At 50.3% G+C, this 18,350-nt stretch carries 22 protein-coding genes; 14 read left to right on the top strand and 8 right to left on the bottom strand.

Annotated features, from left to right (window positions below; genetic code table 11):
- Positions 1-42 precede the first annotated feature (42 nt).
- The gene (locus tag CRO57_RS11305; RefSeq protein WP_097153553.1) at positions 43-495 is read right to left on the bottom strand and encodes an Lrp/AsnC family transcriptional regulator; all 453 of its coding nucleotides are present in this window, start codon (positions 493-495) and stop codon (positions 43-45) included.
- A gap of 119 nt (positions 496-614) precedes the next feature.
- On the opposite strand from CRO57_RS11305, the gene ltaE reads away from it, so the two are divergent.
- Both ltaE and CRO57_RS11295 read left to right on the top strand, forming a co-directional pair.
- On the top strand, positions 615-1,628 hold the full coding sequence (ltaE, locus tag CRO57_RS11300; RefSeq protein ID WP_210200848.1) for a low-specificity L-threonine aldolase: 1,014 nt from the start codon (positions 615-617) through the stop codon (positions 1,626-1,628).
- A 104-nt stretch (positions 1,629-1,732) separates the two neighbouring features.
- Positions 1,733-1,966, top strand: coding sequence for a hypothetical protein (locus tag CRO57_RS11295; RefSeq protein WP_244580078.1), 234 nt, complete (start codon positions 1,733-1,735; stop codon positions 1,964-1,966).
- An 80-nt stretch (positions 1,967-2,046) separates the two neighbouring features.
- Here CRO57_RS11295 and CRO57_RS11290 read toward each other — a convergent pair whose 3' ends face one another.
- Complete coding sequence (locus CRO57_RS11290; RefSeq protein WP_097153551.1) at positions 2,047-2,916, bottom strand: LysR family transcriptional regulator; 870 nt, start codon at positions 2,914-2,916, stop codon at positions 2,047-2,049.
- Positions 2,917-3,096: 180 nt separating this feature from the next.
- Between CRO57_RS11290 and CRO57_RS11285 the strand changes: the two genes are divergently transcribed.
- The 4 genes from CRO57_RS11285 (at position 3,097) to CRO57_RS11270 (ending at position 6,939) form a co-directional block, all read left to right on the top strand.
- Entirely contained in the window at positions 3,097-3,441 is a 345-nt protein-coding gene (locus tag CRO57_RS11285; RefSeq protein WP_244580077.1) for a hypothetical protein, read from the top strand.
- A 206-nt stretch (positions 3,442-3,647) separates the two neighbouring features.
- Positions 3,648-4,187 carry a YbhB/YbcL family Raf kinase inhibitor-like protein gene (locus CRO57_RS11280; RefSeq protein WP_097153550.1) on the top strand — a complete coding sequence of 180 codons (540 nt, stop codon included), beginning with the start codon at positions 3,648-3,650 and terminating at the stop codon, positions 4,185-4,187.
- A gap of 226 nt (positions 4,188-4,413) precedes the next feature.
- Entirely contained in the window at positions 4,414-5,631 is a 1,218-nt protein-coding gene (locus CRO57_RS11275) for an L-dopachrome tautomerase-related protein (protein ID WP_210200847.1), read from the top strand.
- Between the two features lie 417 nt (positions 5,632-6,048).
- Positions 6,049-6,939: a LysR family transcriptional regulator gene (locus CRO57_RS11270; RefSeq protein WP_097153549.1), complete on the top strand. Its 891-nt coding sequence runs from the start codon at positions 6,049-6,051 to the stop codon at positions 6,937-6,939.
- Between the two features lie 46 nt (positions 6,940-6,985).
- Here the strand turns inward: CRO57_RS11270 and CRO57_RS11265 are convergent, their stop codons facing one another.
- Entirely contained in the window at positions 6,986-7,603 is a 618-nt protein-coding gene (locus CRO57_RS11265) for a class I SAM-dependent methyltransferase (RefSeq protein ID WP_097153548.1), read from the bottom strand.
- Between the two features lie 59 nt (positions 7,604-7,662).
- Here CRO57_RS11265 and CRO57_RS11260 point away from each other — a divergent pair, with 59 nt between their 5' ends.
- A complete protein-coding gene (locus CRO57_RS11260; RefSeq protein WP_097153547.1) occupies positions 7,663-8,103 on the top strand; it encodes a MarR family winged helix-turn-helix transcriptional regulator in 441 nt (146 codons plus the stop codon).
- A gap of 20 nt (positions 8,104-8,123) precedes the next feature.
- Here CRO57_RS11260 and CRO57_RS11255 read toward each other — a convergent pair whose 3' ends face one another.
- Positions 8,124-8,600, bottom strand: coding sequence for a GNAT family N-acetyltransferase (locus tag CRO57_RS11255; RefSeq protein ID WP_097154043.1), 477 nt, complete (start codon positions 8,598-8,600; stop codon positions 8,124-8,126).
- Positions 8,601-8,702: 102 nt separating this feature from the next.
- Positions 8,703-10,034 (bottom strand): aminotransferase-like domain-containing protein, encoded by a 1,332-nt coding sequence (locus CRO57_RS11250; protein WP_170956058.1) that lies wholly within the window; start codon positions 10,032-10,034, stop codon positions 8,703-8,705.
- 96 nt (positions 10,035-10,130) lie between these two features.
- Between CRO57_RS11250 and CRO57_RS11245 the strand changes: the two genes are divergently transcribed.
- From CRO57_RS11245 to CRO57_RS11230, 4 genes are all read left to right on the top strand, one after another.
- The gene (locus CRO57_RS11245) at positions 10,131-10,463 is read left to right on the top strand and encodes a DHCW motif cupin fold protein (RefSeq protein WP_097153545.1); all 333 of its coding nucleotides are present in this window, start codon (positions 10,131-10,133) and stop codon (positions 10,461-10,463) included.
- 134 nt (positions 10,464-10,597) lie between these two features.
- Entirely contained in the window at positions 10,598-11,473 is an 876-nt protein-coding gene (locus tag CRO57_RS11240; protein ID WP_141401225.1) for a DUF1963 domain-containing protein, read from the top strand.
- Between the two features lie 79 nt (positions 11,474-11,552).
- Positions 11,553-11,819, top strand: a complete 267-nt coding sequence (locus CRO57_RS11235) for a hypothetical protein (RefSeq protein WP_141401224.1) — start codon at positions 11,553-11,555, stop codon at positions 11,817-11,819.
- A gap of 66 nt (positions 11,820-11,885) precedes the next feature.
- Positions 11,886-12,152, top strand: a complete 267-nt coding sequence (locus CRO57_RS11230; RefSeq protein WP_097153542.1) for a hypothetical protein — start codon at positions 11,886-11,888, stop codon at positions 12,150-12,152.
- Between the two features lie 112 nt (positions 12,153-12,264).
- On the opposite strand, the gene CRO57_RS11225 is transcribed toward CRO57_RS11230, so the two are convergent.
- Positions 12,265-13,134: a LysR substrate-binding domain-containing protein gene (locus tag CRO57_RS11225; protein WP_097153541.1), complete on the bottom strand. Its 870-nt coding sequence runs from the start codon at positions 13,132-13,134 to the stop codon at positions 12,265-12,267.
- Positions 13,135-13,226: 92 nt separating this feature from the next.
- Between CRO57_RS11225 and CRO57_RS11220 the strand changes: the two genes are divergently transcribed.
- On the top strand, positions 13,227-14,441 hold the full coding sequence (locus CRO57_RS11220; protein WP_097153540.1) for an MFS transporter: 1,215 nt from the start codon (positions 13,227-13,229) through the stop codon (positions 14,439-14,441).
- A 309-nt stretch (positions 14,442-14,750) separates the two neighbouring features.
- Here CRO57_RS11220 and CRO57_RS11215 read toward each other — a convergent pair whose 3' ends face one another.
- Entirely contained in the window at positions 14,751-15,716 is a 966-nt protein-coding gene (locus CRO57_RS11215; protein ID WP_097153539.1) for a DMT family transporter, read from the bottom strand.
- 70 nt (positions 15,717-15,786) lie between these two features.
- Here CRO57_RS11215 and CRO57_RS11210 point away from each other — a divergent pair, with 70 nt between their 5' ends.
- Positions 15,787-16,704, top strand: a complete 918-nt coding sequence (locus CRO57_RS11210; protein ID WP_097153538.1) for a LysR family transcriptional regulator — start codon at positions 15,787-15,789, stop codon at positions 16,702-16,704.
- A gap of 15 nt (positions 16,705-16,719) precedes the next feature.
- On the opposite strand, the gene CRO57_RS11205 is transcribed toward CRO57_RS11210, so the two are convergent.
- A complete protein-coding gene (locus CRO57_RS11205; RefSeq protein WP_097153537.1) occupies positions 16,720-17,349 on the bottom strand; it encodes a TetR/AcrR family transcriptional regulator in 630 nt (209 codons plus the stop codon).
- Between the two features lie 139 nt (positions 17,350-17,488).
- Between CRO57_RS11205 and CRO57_RS11200 the strand changes: the two genes are divergently transcribed.
- Entirely contained in the window at positions 17,489-18,334 is an 846-nt protein-coding gene (locus tag CRO57_RS11200) for a DUF6920 family protein (protein ID WP_097153536.1), read from the top strand.
- Positions 18,335-18,350 lie beyond the last annotated feature (16 nt).

Raw genomic sequence — 18,350 nt, 5'->3', positions numbered from 1 at the left:
GGCTCTGTTTTTCTGTGGTTGTGCCAATGGTTGTTTTGATCGTCAGGGCTGAAGAGCCAGATCAAATTTGTGCTGTTCCAGAACGAAAAGGGATTGATACTGAATCACATTTTCGTCGTCTGCAAACAATCGTTGGCTAAGTTCCTGAAATTCTTCCATGTCAATCAGATTGAACATGACAACTGCGTCTGTTTCACCCGAGACGGAATAGATCTGAGAGATTGCGACTTCGCATTTCATGTCTGTGAGCCATTGCTTTCGGGCGACGGTTCCATGGTCGGCGAGCTTGACTGTCACGATGGCCTTGAGAGTGCGACCCAATTTTTTGGGATCAGTCAGAGCCACTATCTTTGTAATGATGCCTTTTTCCTTAAGCTGGCGCACCCGCCGAAGGCAACTTGAGGGAGACAGACCAACCAGATCTGCCAGATCGTTGTTGGCGATAGAGGCATCTTTCTGCAGAAGGGTCAGTATTTTTCGATCAATGCGATCCATGAATTTTGCTCATTTATTGCGTTGTTGTGCAACAGGATTGCAATATTATGCAAACTTCAATCCCCTATTTCAATGCTCGTCAGGCAGTCTGAGGTCAGATTTGCAAAGGATTTGACGATATGACACACAGACAAGATCTGGATTTCAGAAGTGATACGGTGACCAAACCGTGCCCGTTGATGCGAGAGGCTATTGCCAAGGCCGAGGTTGGTGATGATTATTATCGCGATGATATATCGGTTCGAGAGCTCGAACAATTTGCGGCCGAGTTGTTTGGGAAGGAAGCCGCGCTTTTGACGCCTTCGGGCACGCAATCCAACTTGATTGCGATCATGTCCCATTGCCAGCGAGGGGATGCCTATATCGTCGGCGATCGTTCACATAGTTATTTGCGAGAGCTTGGTGGAGCGGCCATGGTTGCCGGAGTGCAGCCTCAGGTGGTTCAGACCCAGCCTGATGGTACATTGAGCCTGAAGGACATTGAGGCGTCTCTCTTTCCAGCTTCCATCCTGTTTGCGCCTGTCCGTCTGATCGCGTTGGAAAATACAATAGAGGGCAAGGTTCTGCCACTGGATTATTTGCGAGATGTTGCCGCGCTGGCCAACCAACGGGGCTTGCCGGTTCATCTGGACGGTGCCCGTATATTCAATGCAGCCTCAGCTCTTGGCTGTCCGGTTTCCGACATTGCCCATCATAGCGATACGATCAGTTTTTGCTTATCCAAAGGACTTGGCGCTCCGGTGGGCTCGGTGCTGGTGGGATCGGCGCAGATGATCGAGACAGCGCGCAGGCATCGCCAGATGCTTGGTGGAGGCATGCGGCAGGCCGGAATTCTTGCAGCTGCCGGACTGTTTGCGCTGAAAAATAATATGGGGCGACTGACGGACGATCATATGCGGGCAAACAAGCTTGCCGCGACCTTGTCCGATATTCCAGGACTGAGCGTTCAATCACCCCAAACGAATATGGTGTTTTGCGATATCGACAGATCGATACAGGACAGGTTTTCCGGCTATCTGAACAAGAATGGAATTTGTGTTTCCGGCACGCCAGCTCGGCAGCGTTGGGTGACACATCTTGGCATCGATGATACGGCGTTGAGCACGACGTTGGATCTGCTGGCGAGATTTTAAATGTGTGCTGAAATATCGGACCAAATCAAGGTGTTGTTTTGAGATGTGTGATACGTATAGTTGGGCGATGCAAAATGAGACTGTCGGGATTGGACCGGGGAAACATGATGATGTCTGATGATTTGGGGTTCACATTCAAGCGAGCCAAGAATGGTGACGTCAAGATCAGCCATCATGGCAGGCCTGCGACGACGCTAAGGGGCGATAAGGCTACTTGGTTTCTGGAGGATATGGAGACTCTGGACATGGCCAGCCAGCAGCAGGAAATGGCTCGGATCACCGGCAATTATCGGCGCGGCAATGAGCGCACGGCCAAGAACCATCCGCGCAATCAATAGAATATGTTCAGTGTTGTAACCGACCGGTTGCCAGAGCATATTCCCGACAAGTGTGTGCGGTTTTTGGACAAGAATATGCTCTAGCGCGAAGTGCCAAGACAGGCCATGAGGGCGTCGAAGCTTGATCTGGTCTCCTGTCTTGCCATCCAGTGGGCCTCAAACTGAATGGATGCGAATGTATCGTCTGTCGTTTTCAGCGGGCGTGCATAGTCTGTTCGGGTGACTTGCGATGCTGGCAGCACAGTGGCGCCGATGCCAAGATGGGCCCATTTTTCCAACACATGATAGGCGAGTGCCCGGCCTTCATATTCGTCCATTGTCAGCTTCTGATCCTGAAACAGGAAACGGACAGTGTCTGACAGGCCGCAATCATCCGGTACCAGCAGGATCTTTTGCCCGGCAATATCGGTGAGCTTTGATGATCCGGTCGGAGTTTGGTTTTTCTGATCGGAAACAACAAACAAAGGTTCCGTATAAATGGGCGCGGACTTCAGGGTTGTGCTGTTTTGCGGAGCAGGGCATAAGCCAACATCGATGGTGCCACTTTGAAGGGCCGGGCCGATATCGGCCTTGTTCATTTCGGTCAGGACCAAATCCAGCTGAAATTGTCTGGCGCGCGATAACATGGATTGGGAAAAATCTGCACTGATCAGCGGAGACTGCCCGATCCGGATCAACTTGTCATCGCGGGTCAGATAGTCGGAGGCACTTGTCAGCAGATCAAGACGGGCAGCAACGATCTGTTCCATCTTTTCGATCATGAGGGTTCCAAATGCGGTCAATGTGACCGAACGTGTGGTGCGTTCGAACAGACGACCACCAAGCTCCTCTTCCAACTGTCCGATGGCATTGGAAAGTGCCGGCTGAGTGACACAACAGGCATCGGCAGCTCGTGTGAAGGACCCTGTTTGAGCAACCGCTATGGCGAATCTGAGATGTTGAAAATTCATATTTCGAGCAACTTTCGAAGAAAGCTCTCCTTTTGTTGAAACGCGTCCACCATATCGCCAGCAGTCTGCTCAGACTAGTTCAGATAACAAATGAGTTCATTAGAAAATAGAATTTCTCTTGTTGCCTATCTGTCTTCAATTTGGGTGTTCCCTACTCAAATCAATTGAAGGAACATATTGATGAAATCACTTCTTGTTGCTGCCGCGATCGCATTTTCTGCTACTTCGGCGCTGGCAGATCCGGGAGCTTATCTTGAGATTACGGTTGCAATCGATGCCGATAATCGAAAGGCAGCTGCTGCCATTTATAGCGAGTATAAAAAGCCATTTTTGACCACGATTGAAGGAGCCGAGCAAAAAAGCCTTCTTGTTCGCGATGCTGATGTTCAGGTTCTGCACGGCTTTGATACTGCGGCCCATGCAAAGGCCTATCTGGAGAGCAGTCTGTTCAAAAAGGATATCGTCGGAAAGCTTGCTCCGTTGTTTGCCTCAGATCCCGAGATCCGTATCTATCAGGCAAATTGAACCTGCGTCCAACTTCTCCCGTCACCTTTGCAAGGTGACGGGATCAAGATTTCTGCAGTATCGTTCTCTTTCGCAATCAACGATGCTCTTGGCGTTGTTTGTTTTGATTTTCCAAATTCTGACTTTTTGGATTAAGGGATGGTGCTTCAACTGGCTGGGGCTAAATATCTTTGTGAACCAACCCTTTAATTCAGATAGGAATTGAAATGTTCGCAAAATCTTTGGTGACCACAGCTGTGATTGCCCTTACAGCGAGTTCTGCCTTGGCAGATGCTGGCTTTGTGCTCTCCAGTCCTGACCTTGAAGCGGGCCAAGTCATACCTGCAGACTATTATTGGAACAATTTCGGGTGCAAAGGACAAAATCTGCGCCCTGAACTGATCTGGTCAGGTGCGCCTGAAGGAACCAAGAGCTACGCTGTCACCTTTTATGACAAGGACGCGCCTACCGGTAGCGGGTTTTGGCATTGGAGCATCCACGATATTCCCGCAGAGGCGAGCGGTCTGAACGCGGATCTTCCCGAGACTGCCATTGAAAACAATACGGATCTGAACCAACCGGGTTTCTTTGGCCCTTGTCCTCCGGTCGGTCGGACGCACACATACACTTATACCGTTTATGCACTTTCAACGGAGACGCTTGAGTTGCCCAAAAATGCATCTGCAGCACTGGCCGGGTTTTTCTACCACAAGAATGCCCTTGCAACAGCGACGTTTGATGTCATTGCAGGTCCTCGTTCCGAGTGATCATGACTTGTTATTGAAGCGGAAACCGGCTGTGCCGACTGCCGGTTTTTCTTTGGAATTTCCAAATAGTGAATTCCGTGTTGCATGGATGATCAAGTGGCATTTGCTCTCTAGCCTGACCCAAATTACAGGGAGCAACACACATGTCCAATATTGCCGCAGCCTCGCATGTCTGCATGCGCTGCAGCAAGTGGCCCTGTGGCTCTCGTCAATCATGGCAATTCACTTGAAATCGCTCACAACTGCCGATCTGGAAGCTGGTGGGAATTTGGAGCGCAGTTGGGTCGACTTTCACGAATTGCCTGATGAAATCTGGGAGGATTACATGAAACATCATATATTTGCCTTGCTTATCGGATTGGGATTTACTGTGCCGGTCGTGGCTGAGGATATTAAAAAGGCAGAGTTATTTGCCGAACTTCCGCACTCCGTCGGGAATATCACCTTCACCCCTGATAATCGTGTTATTTACAGTCATCATCCCTTTTTCTCACCTGATGTCCGTGTGGCCGAATTGAATGAAGATAAAGCCTCCTTTACTCCGTTTCCCAATGCCTCCTGGAATACGCCTCGAGATGGAACAGATCGGTATTTCGATTCCGTGTTGGGGTTGCGTGGTGACGAAAATGGTATTGTCTGGATTCTCGATATGGGGCAGCGCAATGGTCTGATTCCGAAACTTGTGGGGTGGAATACCTGGAAGAACCAACTTGAAAAAATCTACTATATTCCAGCTCCCGCTTCGCTGCCTGAAAGCCAACACAATGATTTTGTCGTCAATAACAAAGATGGTGTTTTCGTGATTGCTGATGAAGGAATCGGCCAGGGTGGTGATGGTTCCAAAGCGGCTCTTGTCATCGTGGATATGCATACCGGTGCTACCCGTCGTGTGCTGCAAGGGCATGTCTCTACTTTACCTGAAGATCGTGCCATTGTTGTTGATGGTAAGCCTCTGACCGTTCCGGATGGGAAGGGTGGACAGGTTGTGATCAAGGTTGGGGCTGACGGAATTGCCGCAGATGCCAAATTTGAATGGCTTTACTTTGGACCACTGAACGGATCGGTTATCTACCGCGTGTTGTTCTCGGACTTACTGGATGAGAGCCTTTCAAGCAAAGACTTGGAAAGTCGGGTGGAACGTTATGCCGACAAGCCCAATAATGGTGGGTTGTCGATTGACCAGGCGGGCAATCTTTATCTCACGGAAGTGGAAACCAACGCCGTTGGGATCATTCCAACTGATACACGCAAATACCGGCGCTATGCGGTGGCCGATGGGCTCTCATGGCCGGATGGTGTCAGCTATGCGCTTGATGGATATATGTATGTTTCGGCTGCTCAAATCTCCCGAGCTGGTTTGTTTAACAATGGAGAGGCCAAAAATGCAGCGCCTTACCTGATCTATCGTTTCAAACCCGAAGCTCCGGGCCGGATTGGACATTGATATCAACCGGCGTCGTATCTCGTATTCCCTTCTTCCGTGAGAAAAGGATAATTCGGTGAAGGCAGTCATCTCCCATGATCAAGGCAGTGCCAAGGACAGTTTTGTAATTGTTGAAAGGTCGATGCCGTTGTCTTGATCTGGGGAAGTGCGAGTGAGTGTTCGTGTCAGCCGCTCGTGGACTTTTTCAATGCCAAACAAACTGATTGATAGCCGTTAGACTATTTGGTTCAATTAGGTCGTAGACTTATAAATGAGCTGGATTTGGCGTCGAAATGGTCTGATATGGCTAGAAAAGAGTGAAGAATGGGTTGGTTGCCCATTAAAACTCTCTGCCGATGCTAGGTCTGACCATTTTCATGTCTTCATGATAGGGCAGTTTTTTCTGCTCACCGCATTTATGAGTTTACGGCTTAAAGAATGTCATTCGACTTTAAAACCTTGGAATTGTTTGTTCGTGTTGCGAAACTTGGTGCACTTGGCCGTGCTGGTGAGGAACTCCTTCTATCACCTACAGCGACAACGCAGCGCATTCAGTTGCTTGAGGCCGAGTTGGGCAGCAAATTGTTGAATCGGACCACACGTGCGGTTTCTTTGACACCTGATGGTGAGGCATTTTTGGAGCATGCCCAAAAGATACTCGATACGATCGAAGATGCTCGATCTGTGGTATCTTCATCAAAAGGTCGGGTATCCGGCCTTTTGCGGGTGACTGCTTCTGCATCCTTTGGTCGTGCCCAGATCATACCGCACCTTGGTGCATTTTTTCACACCTATCCCGAGATCAGGCTCAAACTTGATCTGAATGACGCCGTTATTGATATTGTTGAACAAGGTTACGATCTTGCCATTCGTGTCGGTGTGTTAACCTCATCCACCTTGTTGGCTCGAAAACTGGCACCAAATCCGCGCTTTTTGGTTGCCAGTCCCGACTATCTTGAAAAATTTGGTGAACCCAGAACGCCTGCCGATTTGAAAAACCATAATTGCATCACCTTTGGAGAAAATCGAAACTGGACCTTGACTGGCCCCAGGAATGAAGAGTTTGACATTCAGGTCACCGGAACATTCACAACCAATTTTGGCGAGGCGATCACCGAGGCCTTGTTGCAGGATCTCGGAATTGGACTCAAATCCATTTGGGATATTTCCGATCATCTGCAAAGTGGTCGTCTTGTTAAGGTCTTGCCTGACTATTCGATTGCTCCTGATTGGCAGATATGGGCAGTAAGAGCGCCTAGTCGAATGTCTTCTCCGCGGGTTCTGGCTTTTACAAATTTCTTTGGGGAACGATTCAAGCAAGGCGGGTAAGCCGATTATGCCATGAATACAAGTTTCAGCCTCTGAGGGGTTTATCCTAGATATGGAGGATCATGGCGGCGGCTGGACCGGAGCAATTGAGCGTTTGAACGTGACGCGCTCCCGCCTGTCGGGCGAGTTTGTGCAGGTTGGTATGGCTTAGAAAATTGCCACGCCCGGATCGTGAAACATTGTGGCGAAGGGCCCGTCCGATGAGGAATTGTGATGGCCGGTCTGCGCAAAAGACCAGACAGACATGGCCGCCGGGACGTGTTGCACGTACAAATTCCCCAAGGGCTGGTCGTGGGTCGATCAAGGTCTCTATCCCCCATGCGCAAGTCAGTAGATCAAAGGCATCCGTCTCAAATGGCAAGTTTTTCATGCAGGCGGTGAGGCGTGTTGCTGGGATATCGCGACAATGGGCAAGCATTTTGGGGGATGCGTCCAGCAGAACGATTTCGATGTCGCCAATTGTTTCGCTGATCAAACGCCGGGCGACCGTGCCCGTGCCACATGCAACATCCAGCAGGCGCATGCCCGGTCGAAGCAGAGCTGTGACGGCCCCTTCAAACGCGCATTGCGCCTCGCCACCTGCATATTTCAGCCAACGAGCATGGGCCCTGGAATAATCCTCTGCCGAGGCGTCATAAAGACTGGATGTATCGATGGCGGTCATTTGACGAAAGCACCCGGGGTTTATATAGTCAAGCTTATTGACTATCACGGAGGAATGAATTGGTCAAGAAGGTTGACGATATTCGCATTGATCATATCGGCTGGCGTCTGTGGGATGCTGCTGCTGTCTGGAAGGAAAAATTTGCCGCCGAGATGGTTGCTGCTGGTCATGACTGGTACCAGGAGGCCCGGTCCAGTGTTGTGCCCTATGTGGGGATGAACGGGACACGGCAGGCTGATATCGTGGCACGAATGGGTCTGAGCAAACAGGCAGTTCAACAGCTTATCGTCGATCTGGAGCGATCTGACATTTTGCGACGGGATCCTGACCCCGATGATGGCCGGGGAAAAATCGTGCGCTTCACTGAAAAAGGTCTGGCATCCCAGCGAGACAGCAAAAAGGCAAAGAAGAAGGTGGAGGATGAGATCAGATCGGTTCTTGGGGATGAGGAATTCGATCACCTGATGACCGTGCTCAAGAAGATTGGTTCCGATGCGTGACTGGTGGCCTGCCACGGATGTTAGCGTTCTGTATTCAGTCGGTATTTGAGGAAGACTGATCCGTCATAGCTGATCTTGTTGACAAACTGCGCGCCGAGCCTTTCGAGCGCTCCCAGATTTTTGCGTGATGGCGGCAGAAGAAAAGTTACGAATGGAATGCGCTCATCGGCAAGGGCAAAGTCAATTGCTTTTCTCGTAATGCGTATGCCCAACCCAAAAGCGTCCGGTTTGAGAACCAGACCAAAATCCCATTCATCTCCTTCCCTTTGAAAGCCGCCCCAGCCTATATAGTCTTCGTCTGCTAATATGGCCCAATGTCCCAATCCATCGCGCTTCCAGCATTCTTCCTTGGTAGCGACAAATTTGCTCACGGCGTTCATGTCCCAATTGGATGTCAACAACGGCATGTGTTCGGCCACCTTTGGATCACACATGTGAGCGAGGATATCGCCGGGTTCGACTTCGGACAATTGAGTGAAGATGATTTTGGTGCTCATCGGAAATTCCATCTGCCCATCATTGGCTGTCATTCTTCAGACAGCCTATGTCCTAAACCGATATTGTTTGCAAAACCAATCAGATGATCGTGATGGCGATTTTCAACTGCCTTCGTCCAAAATCGCACGCAACTTGCCGAGTGCGACTTTCAGATTGTCTTGTGAGACCGAAACCAACGAGATCCTTACATGGTTGGATGGACGTTGAACAGCAAAGGCGGTGCCGGGGGCGATGGCGATGCCTTGAATGGCGGCAGCGGTAACAAAATTATCGCACTGCCAATGCTTGGGTAGTTGCAGCCATAGATGGCAGGCTTGGGTGCTTGGGGTTTCCAAATAAGGGTCAAGAATGGCATGAGCAATGACCCATCGCTTGGCAATTTCAGCCTGTTTCAGCTTATCCAGTTGTTCGATTATACCATCGGATATCCATCTTGTGGTTGCCTCTATGGCAAAGGTGGGAGCGGCCCAGCCACATTGGCTCATGACAACTGAAAGCTTGGCTGCATGGTGTTTTGCTGCGGCCAAAAAACCAACGGACAGACCTGGGGCAAGGCGCTTGGAGAGGCTGTCGAGCAAGATTATCTGATCTGGTGCAAACCTGGCTATTGGTGGAAGTTTGTCTTTCATCAGAAAGCGATAGACCTGATCTTCAATTGTTGGTAGATCGAATTCTCTTGCGACTTTCGCAATCTGTTGACGCCGAAGCAAGCTCATGGTGCGTCCCGTGGGATTGTGCAGACTGGGTTGGACATAGACGGCATCGATGGATCGGGATTGATGAGCATGGCGAACAGCGTCAGGCATGAGTCCCTCATCATCCATGGCGACAGGAACCAGATCTCTCCCCAGATTGGCGGCAAAGCCTTTGAGAATAGGATAGGTGAAAGCCTCAACTCCCAGCCGTCCACCGACAGGTACCAAAGCCGTGATGGCTGTTCCGATTGCCTGTCGTCCACTTCCGGTGAAGAGAATTGAACTGGCGTCGGGTTTCCAGTCATCATATCCCAGATATTGGCTGGCGATATTTCCATGGTTCTGCAGTTCGTTGTTACCCCGGCTTCGAGCTGGCCGCATGGCGCCATCCAGTGCGTCGGGGCGGCTGAGCTCTTGCAATGCGGGTGCCATCAATTTGGATTGGTTCTCGATAATCGGGAAGCTGGTTTCCAGATCCAGAGGCATGTCGCTTCTCGCTTCCAATACAGCCGAGATATCTTTTGGAGTGGGTGGAGCCAGTACATAGCTGCCTCGGCCCACTTCGCCAGTAATCAATCCGCGTTTGACCAGCTCCGCATAGACACGCCCGGCTGTGGAGCTGGCGATACCATTGTCATAAGCAAAAATGCGCTGAGAAGGCAGCTTCTCACCCACACGCAGATCTCCTGACTGGATACGTGCAGCTACGGTATCGGCGATGGTCACATAGGTTTTCATAAATTGCACCGAGTGTAATGTAATGATTGCACCGATGAATGACACCCGATATGAGCGTTGTAAAGTTGTTTTTGTAATGCCAATGAAGGTGATCCCATGCATATTCCCTCTCTTCCCTTTACCGTGACCGACTGGGATGCCATGCCGAGAAGCGAGCATCCCGGAGAAACCGGGCATGCAATCTGGCGCACCATAGAAAATGGTGACATTCGTATGCGGCTGGTTGACTATTCCCCGGGCTATCTGGCGGATCATTGGTGTGATCGAGGGCATATTCTGTATGTGCTGGAAGGAGAACTTTTTTCCGAACTGAAGGATGGTCGTGAGATCAGGATGACGGCCGGGATGAGTTATATGGTTTCTGATTATGGGGATGTTGCCCATCGTTCCAGAACCAGCACCGGTGTGCGCTTGTTAATCGTTGATTGAGCTTGCCTGATTGGATGCGAGCTTCAGAATGAATTGTCTGGGTACAAAGCAGATCGGGTTATTGAATATGACTTGATTAGGCTCCATCTCTTTCAACCTTGATTATTATATTCTTGATTTATTTTGGTACCTTGATGAGAAATTTTGCGAGACGCATTGTTCGCAGTCTTTACAATCGACTGTTTGCTACCCCGGAACAGCTCAATCTGCCCAAGTCGATGCCTCTGGATCAATGGCCGCTTTTTGCCCGTGATGCCTATGAAAAACTGATGGCACAAAGCCGCCCAGCAGTTGGCCTTGTTCCGGATTATGACCGAGAAGTACCCGATGAAGCTGTTTCATCCATTGCAGGCAGACCGAGCCTGCCGGAAGGCTTCGATTGGCCGGAAGATGAGGATGGCAAACCGCTCCTGTTTCTCATGCAGGTCAATTATACGCAGCACCCATCTCTTGAGAACCATCCCAAATCCGGTCTTCTGGTTGCCTTCATGGAAGAATATTATGAAAGTGCACGCCTGTTCTATTTCGAAGACCCTTCGATATTGGTGCGCCGGGACCCGCCTGATCATATCTATCCGGACAACCCTTTTTCAGTAAATCTGCATAGGCAAGGAGCGCCCTTGGATGGACATCTGTTTGAGAGCCAAATTGATTGGGGTGCCGCCGAGGTTGATCAGATCGTTGAAAGCTGGTGGCCTGCTGAGGACGAAGATATGCTGCCCGACGATGAAGCCGCCATTATCAGCAAGATGGACAATGAGCTGCGCGCCCGGCTTGAGATAGATCCACCCTATGATTTCTATATAGGTGGCCATCCTGTTTTTCGGCAGGGTGATCCGCGTAAATTTGACCGAGGCAAATTGCTGGAAAGTGAAGTCGTCTTGCAGATGGGGTCCGATATCAGAGCCGTCAATTTTGGTGATAGCGGAACAGCGGTCTTTTTCGCCACTCCTCAAGATCTTCGCTCGATGAATGTTTCCGACATCGGGTTCGATTGTTCTTCCTTGTGAAGACAAAACTGATTTTTTCTCCCTCCAGCTGAATTCTCAGCCGGATCCATCCCACCCTCCTTATTTTCAGGATATGGTTATGAAATCCATCACACTTGCCCTCGCTTTGAGCGTGCTTGCAACGCCTGTTTTGGCCGAAACATGTACGAAAAAAACCTCCGATGCCAAACAGGCAATCTATATGAAGGCGTATAATCAACTGAAGGCGTCTTCCCCAAAAGAATTTGCCAGATATGAGAAGGACATTTCACACAAGCAGATGGCTTGGATGAAAGAAGCCAAATCTCCATGTGCCTTGATTGAGCGGATGACCAAGGATCTCAAAGAGAATTATGGAAAGAAGTGAGATTGACTGACGGCAAGGCTTTGCTGCGGTTTTTCTCAGAACATAGACACACTAATCAGGTGCGATATGAAATATACAATTCTCTCTCTTGCTTTCATCCTTGCAGCCAGTCCTGCCCTTGCCGGCAAATGCACGCAGAAAATGGTTCAGACCAAGAAAGCAGCCTATACCAATATGTATGAGAAACTGAAGAAATCCCGTCCCAAGGTGGCAATGGCCTATCATGAAGGCCTCCCTGCGAAGATGCTCATCTTTAAGGAAAATTCCAGCCATAATTGTGAACTGATTGACTCGCTCATTCGCGATTTGAAGGTCAATTTCGTTCAAAAGTAGGGCGGGTTCAGTCCCTGAATCGCTAACATGATATAACAAGAGAGGGCGTCGGCTTGGCTCTCCCTCTCTTGCCTTCTGGCGCAGTTTGACAAAGCTTGTGTATCATAGATGGTTAGCCCAGATCCTTTTTAAGCCAGTTTATGAGCGTGGACACAGACGGCCTTTGAAATGTCTCCTCCAGCGTGACAGCATAGTAAGCAAAAGCTGTCGGCCAAGTCGTATCCAATACACGGATCAATTGCCCCGTGGCCAAGGATTCCTCAACACAGACATCATTGAGCAAGGCGAGACCTTGACCGTCTGAAGCTGCTTTTGCGGTTAGAAAGCCATTGCCATATTTTGTCCCATAGGTTGCATTCGTTGCATCTATTCCATGGGCTTCAAACCATATTGACCAGTCTTTTCCGGTCGTATCAGGGAGCAAAGTGAATTTGAGGCAATCGTGCGGGCTATCGATTGGGCCGTATTTTTCGAGCAATAAAGGACTGGCGGCCAAAACCAGTTCTGGTGAGCAAAGCCAGTCCGAGCGCAGGCCAGGTTCTTTACCCAGTCCGTGGCGGATTGCCAGATCAATTGGTTCGGATCGGAGATCAACCACGCGGTCTTCTGCCTCAACTGATACCTTGATTGCTGGATGGGTATCTGAAAAACGCCCTATGGAATTGACGAGTAGTGAATGGGCAAACATTGTAGTTGCGCTGACACGAACAATATTTTCCCGATTTGTGAAGTGCTTTCCATTCGCATGTTCGATCCGTGAGAAGGCGTCATGAAGATCTGAGTGAAGGGCTCGTCCTGCTTCTGTCAGCATGATACCGTTCTTGCTACGGGTAAAGAGCCTGAAACCATGGCGCTCCTCGATAGCGCGTATCCTCTGACTTATTGCACCCGGAGTGACGCCAAGTTCATGCGCAGCTTCCTGCATTGTGCCGGCCCGGGCGACAACATGGAATGTGTAGAGATCCTGTATACGAATAACCATATTTCACTTTAGATCAGCTAAAGTCATATAGCTAGTTTCTCGTTAGGCATTTCTCTTTGCATATGGCATTTCTGCGGTGCAAGGAGAGGCTCATGTCGAAAAACATCATTCAATCATCGCGCCAAAACTGGACCGTCGTTCTTTTTGGATTTTTGGCATTGTCATTGGCATTTTCAGGTCGTGCCGCCCTTGGATTGATCATGCCTGTCTGGCAAATCGAGTTTGGCTGGAGCAGTAGCTATATCTCCGGGGTGGGAGCGATGGCTCTTGTTGTTATGGCCATTGTTGCTCCGTTTGCAGGACGTCTCGTGGATCGTCTCGGGTCGCAATTCACGCTCAATCTCGGCATGGGGTTGCTTGGTGTGGGGTGTGCAATTGTTGCTTTGATGAATGGCAAGCTCATGTTTGTCATAGGATTTTCCGGTTTCAGTGCCATGGGGTTCGGGATCATTGCCACCCATGTTGTTGCAACTGCCGTCACCCGCAGCTTCTCTACAAACCAGGGATTGGCGACCGGTATCGGGACATCGGGCGCAACGGGAGGGCAGTTTTTAATTGTTCCATTGATTGCTGCTTTGTTGACCTTTGCAAGCTGGCGTTGGAGCTTTGGTGCGCTATCCCTTGGCTGTCTCGCTCTGATCCCTTGTATCCGAATGAGTATGCGACCAGATGCTCCTCAAGATGGTGAGAACAGACTGGGCGATGATGCCTCTACCTTATGGCAGGATCTTGTAGCAATTGTTCGTAAACCGGCGTTTCACTTGCTTTTCTGGAGTTTTCTGATCTGTGGTTTTACCACGACAGGGGTGATTGAAACCCATTTGCTACCGTTCGCTTCGTTCTGCGGATTTCCTCCGATACCAAGTGCGACAGCCTATGGACTTTTATCTCTGGTCAATCTTGTCGGGATGATCGCTGCCGGATGGCTCACGGATCGGGTCAATCGACCAATGCTTTTGGCAGCGATCTATATGTTACGTGCGCTGACATTTGTCCTGCTTGCCAGTCTTCCTGGTATGTCCATTGAGATGCTGTTCTTGTTCGCCATTCTTTTTGGGGCGGTGGACTATTCGACTGTACCTGTGACAGCCAGTTTGGTTGCAAGCCACATTGGAATTAAAATGATGGGTCTGGCGATGGGTTTGATCTCGGCCGGACATGCTATCGGCGGTGCATTGGGCGCTTTTGCTGGTGGTTATGTCTTTACTACAACTGCGAGTTACAATCTGGTGTGGATCGGCTCTATCTGGCTGGCCGTTGGGGCAGGATTGTTAGTGTTGTTGATTAGGCCGTATACTCATAAATGAGCTGTATTTGGCGTCAAAATGGTCTAATATGGCTAGAAGAAGAGTGAAGGATGGGCTGGTTGCCCATTAAAGCTCTTTGCCGAGGCCAGAACTCGACCATTTGGGTGTCCAAAGGATAGGGCGATTCTTTCTGCGCACAACGCCGCAAGAGTTTGAAAATGAACCACATTGTCTTCACTCTTTCTCCTTGTGAGCAGAAAGACTTGCTTCTACCAAATTTACCGCATTTATGAGTCTACTGCCTGGAGAAAAGCCATCGGCAGAGATGCCATCATAAGGAATCCTGCTTCTGATCGAGGAGCTTGCCATTCACTTCATATCCCCTGATGACTGTTCTATCGGGTTTGCGGTGTCTCTCTTTTTTCTGTTCAAGCCATAAAGATCAAACTTTGAAAGTCTGCGCATTGCTGGTGGTCCGACAAGGATCAGGGCCAGACCCATGGTGACCAATATTGCGGATGCAACCCGATCTGCTCCTGCGGTCTCATTCAGAATAAGAACACTGAGGCTGAGGGTTGCGACCGGGATCAGGGCGGGGAGGCTGGCACCGGCGGTAGGGCCTAGCAGTTCAGTGGATCGGTTGAAGGCATAGAGAGCAACAATGCTGACCAGAATGCCCTGAAAACCGGCCTGTATCAATACATCCATGATTGGAGCAGAGACTATCTGTTTGGGCAAGATCATGAGATAGACAGGCAGATAGACAAGGGCCGAACCTACAGCAATGATTGCTGTTGCATGCAATGCGGGGATGGCAGCGCGGCGGATAATCAGAGCATAGATTGCCCACATGATGCCGGTTCCGCCCAAGATCAGATGTCCGATTGTGACAGTCCCGTCAGCACGGGTAAACAGAATGATCCCAATTGTTGTTATGATCAGTCCGACCACGCGCACCGGGCCGATCCGGTCGTTGAAGATTATCCATCCCAGAAGTAGAGAGGCGATTGCCATCACGCCCGGATTGAGCGCTCCTGCAGCTGTAGCTGGCGCGGTTTTCATAGCCATGGCGATCAGCAACACATAGGGTGCTCCGAATGTGGCCACCATTGAGATGAGGCTGACCGGCCTTATTCGAGCCGTCTTGATCGTGCGGTGAAAAATGACAGGTGAGAGGATCAGTGCAGCCACGCCAAATCGCAGCATGGTAAGATCATAAGCGTTCAGACTCGTCATCACGCCCAGCCGTAAGAAAACCAATGATCCGGACCAGATTGTGATTGCGATGATAGCCCAGCCGAGGCCTGACAGAATTTTGCGTGAATTGATTGCCATGCTATTTCCTTGTTGAACGGCGGATAATAGACTTTGAAGCATGTTGAGAAAAACGATATGTTCTGATGCTATGGTGCAGGATATATCAACGTTAAAATCTGATGCAGCTTATCCCGCGATACAGCGGACGCTCAATCTGGATGCCCTTCGTAGCTTTGTCGCCATTTGTGAGACTGGCTCATTTCGACGTGCCGCGGAGCGGGTTCATAAATCTCCTTCGGCTGTCAGCCTGCAGATAGGCAAGCTTGAGGAACAGCTTGGTTCCCGTTTGCTGGATCGGGATGCGCGTCATGTGGCATTGACGGATCAGGGCGCGATCTTGCTTGGTCAGGCACGCCGTCTTTTAGGATTGAATGACGAAACGCTTGCTCTGTTTCAACGATCAGAACTTGCTGGCAGGCTGCGCTTGTCCGCACCTCACGATCTTGGTGTCTCTCTTGTGCCGCATCTTTTGCGGCGGCTGGCCGAAGTACATCCGGATATTCATGTTGATGTTTGGTTGGGCAAGAGCGAAACAGTGCAAATGGGCATAAAGGATGGGTCCGTCAATCTTGCATTGTTCAACAATGTCGGGACCTCGGCTATTCCGGCTCAGGAGTTGTTTTCGGAGCCACTGAAATGGCTGGTTCTGGACGGTGGGAGCGCCATTCAACAAGAACCTCTTCCCCTTGCTGTGGCTGAGGTGGGATGTGCCTGGCGTGATGCGGCCTTGAAAGCCTTGGAAGCCGCTGGTCGGGATTATCGAGTGGCGTATTCCAGCGATACGTCGATGGGACAGGTGGCAGCACTCAGGGCGGATCTTGCTATCGCGGCGTTGCCGCAGTCGCTTGTGGATCGTGATCTGGTCGAGGCACCATCACATCATGATCTGCCGCAACTGCCGCTCACGCATATTCGTGTGGCAGATGATGGCAGTGAACTGGCGAAAGCGTTCGTCAAATTGATCATGGCCGATATGCGTTCGAGCTCGGTTTTCGCCGCGAAGTGAGCTGGAGGGGACGAGTCATGGTGCCTGCTTCGCCATTGTTTTATTGTATAGATAGCAGGTCAGATCGAAGGCTCTTGCCGCCCGGCTTTGGATTTCTTCCTCTGTTGAAGGTGGTATGACGCCCAGTGCCTGGCGTATCTGGATCTCTCCCAGCAACAGGCTGATATAGCTGTTGGCAGCATCCTCTGCATCCAGATCCTGCTTGAATTGCCCTTTTTCAATGAGTTCATTCATCAGGGCGCAAATCAGGGCATATACCTCCTTGCGGCCAATCATTTCAATTGCTTCCGCCAGAATGCCGGTCTCGGTCGCGTCGATGATTGCGGCACGGTTCATGACGATTGCCTTGCTGTCCGTGGTGAAGCGCAGCAGATGAATCCCAAGAGCTTCCAGTGCCAGTAATGGATCCTGTCGACTATCGAGTGCCTGATGCAAAAAATCGCGCACCCTGCGGCCGTTCTGATCGATGACGTTTTTGAACAAAGCCTGTTTGTTGCCATACCAGGCGTAAAGCGTCTGGTTTGATGCGGATGCGCGCTTGGCTATCTGCAACATGCTGGTGCTGCGATAGCCTTTTTCATCCAATATTTCCAGGGCTGCTGTTTCGATTTCTCTGCGTCTCTGGTTCTGTTTCTGGTCATTCATGGTGTCGCTCTCTGATTTTATCTTGACTGAAATCGTACATATGTGTACGGATATGTCAAGAAAGTGTACACAAATGTACGATTTTGGTTATTACAGAGCAGTCGTCATCGACTGCATTGATGAGAACAGGAGATGGAAGATGACAATTTTACGTTATGTTGGATATGGCGTCGGGCTGATTGTTGCCCTGTTATCTGGCTATGTAATGTATCAGTCCAACCAGACTGAAAATGATATTCTGGCCTTTCGGGAACGGGTGATCGAGATTGCGACCAGATCACCGGCTCCAAAATTCGACCCCATGCAGGTGTCCGATCTGCCGGAACCTGTGCAGCGCTATTTCGCTTACGTTTTTCGTGGACCGATCCAGCCCTATAAGGCTGTCAGGCTTGAGGCTGCGGGGGATTTTCGTCGTCCGCTGATGGAGCATTTTGAGCCGACCACTGCCGAACAGGTGATTGCCATCGGTGCCCCTGCCTTGATGTTTTCTGCTACTACACCAATCTATCCCGGTGTCTGGGCGCGCCCTTATGATTTTTTTGCCGAGGGTGAGATGGAGATGAAGGCCAAGATCATGTCTACCATCACGGTGGTTGATGAAAAGGAATCTACGGAGTTGAACCGAATTTCCCTACGTCGCTGGCTGCTGGAAAGCCCGCTTTATCCGCTGGCCTTGCTACCCGGTGGTCCTGTGACATGGGAGGCGGTGGATGCGATGACTGCGCGGGCGATCATTCGCGCCGATGGGTTGCAGGCGGATCTGCTGTTTCACTTCAATGCAGAGGGGCAGATCACGTATTTATCGGCAGAGCAGGATGGGGATCTGACAACGCCCTATCACGGATCCGGCGAACATGTCACTCGAACGAATTATCGTCAGGTCAGTGGAATGATGATTCCGCACAGCTTTACGATCTCCCGTGCAGCAGGGGGCAAGGTTTTCCCTTTCTTTGAGGCCAAACTTACCAGCATTGCCTTTGAATAGGGTTGTAGGGACGGGG

The sequence above is a fragment of the Cohaesibacter gelatinilyticus genome (genome assembly GCF_900215605.1).
In the GTDB taxonomy this organism is placed as follows: Bacteria; Pseudomonadota; Alphaproteobacteria; order Rhizobiales; family Cohaesibacteraceae; genus Cohaesibacter; species Cohaesibacter gelatinilyticus.
The sequence above is the reverse complement of the archived record's forward strand: the minus strand, read 5'-3'. Positions and strand labels throughout refer to the sequence as shown.

Coding starts and splice junctions, on each gene's coding strand:
- CRO57_RS11305 (WP_097153553.1), bottom strand. CDS start 495: ATGGATCGCATTGATCGAAAAATACTGACCCTTCTGCAGAAAGATGCC.
- ltaE (WP_210200848.1), top strand. CDS start 615: ATGACACACAGACAAGATCTGGATTTCAGAAGTGATACGGTGACCAAA.
- CRO57_RS11295 (WP_244580078.1), top strand. CDS start 1,733: ATGATGATGTCTGATGATTTGGGGTTCACATTCAAGCGAGCCAAGAAT.
- CRO57_RS11290 (WP_097153551.1), bottom strand. CDS start 2,916: ATGAATTTTCAACATCTCAGATTCGCCATAGCGGTTGCTCAAACAGGG.
- CRO57_RS11285 (WP_244580077.1), top strand. CDS start 3,097: ATGAAATCACTTCTTGTTGCTGCCGCGATCGCATTTTCTGCTACTTCG.
- CRO57_RS11280 (WP_097153550.1), top strand. CDS start 3,648: ATGTTCGCAAAATCTTTGGTGACCACAGCTGTGATTGCCCTTACAGCG.
- CRO57_RS11270 (WP_097153549.1), top strand. CDS start 6,049: ATGTCATTCGACTTTAAAACCTTGGAATTGTTTGTTCGTGTTGCGAAA.
- CRO57_RS11265 (WP_097153548.1), bottom strand. CDS start 7,603: ATGACCGCCATCGATACATCCAGTCTTTATGACGCCTCGGCAGAGGAT.
- CRO57_RS11255 (WP_097154043.1), bottom strand. CDS start 8,600: ATGAGCACCAAAATCATCTTCACTCAATTGTCCGAAGTCGAACCCGGC.
- CRO57_RS11250 (WP_170956058.1), bottom strand. CDS start 10,034: ATGAAAACCTATGTGACCATCGCCGATACCGTAGCTGCACGTATCCAG.
- CRO57_RS11245 (WP_097153545.1), top strand. CDS start 10,131: ATGCATATTCCCTCTCTTCCCTTTACCGTGACCGACTGGGATGCCATG.
- CRO57_RS11240 (WP_141401225.1), top strand. CDS start 10,598: ATGAGAAATTTTGCGAGACGCATTGTTCGCAGTCTTTACAATCGACTG.
- CRO57_RS11235 (WP_141401224.1), top strand. CDS start 11,553: ATGAAATCCATCACACTTGCCCTCGCTTTGAGCGTGCTTGCAACGCCT.
- CRO57_RS11230 (WP_097153542.1), top strand. CDS start 11,886: ATGAAATATACAATTCTCTCTCTTGCTTTCATCCTTGCAGCCAGTCCT.
- CRO57_RS11225 (WP_097153541.1), bottom strand. CDS start 13,134: ATGGTTATTCGTATACAGGATCTCTACACATTCCATGTTGTCGCCCGG.
- CRO57_RS11220 (WP_097153540.1), top strand. CDS start 13,227: ATGTCGAAAAACATCATTCAATCATCGCGCCAAAACTGGACCGTCGTT.
- CRO57_RS11215 (WP_097153539.1), bottom strand. CDS start 15,716: ATGGCAATCAATTCACGCAAAATTCTGTCAGGCCTCGGCTGGGCTATC.
- CRO57_RS11210 (WP_097153538.1), top strand. CDS start 15,787: ATGGTGCAGGATATATCAACGTTAAAATCTGATGCAGCTTATCCCGCG.
- CRO57_RS11205 (WP_097153537.1), bottom strand. CDS start 17,349: ATGAATGACCAGAAACAGAACCAGAGACGCAGAGAAATCGAAACAGCA.
- CRO57_RS11200 (WP_097153536.1), top strand. CDS start 17,489: ATGACAATTTTACGTTATGTTGGATATGGCGTCGGGCTGATTGTTGCC.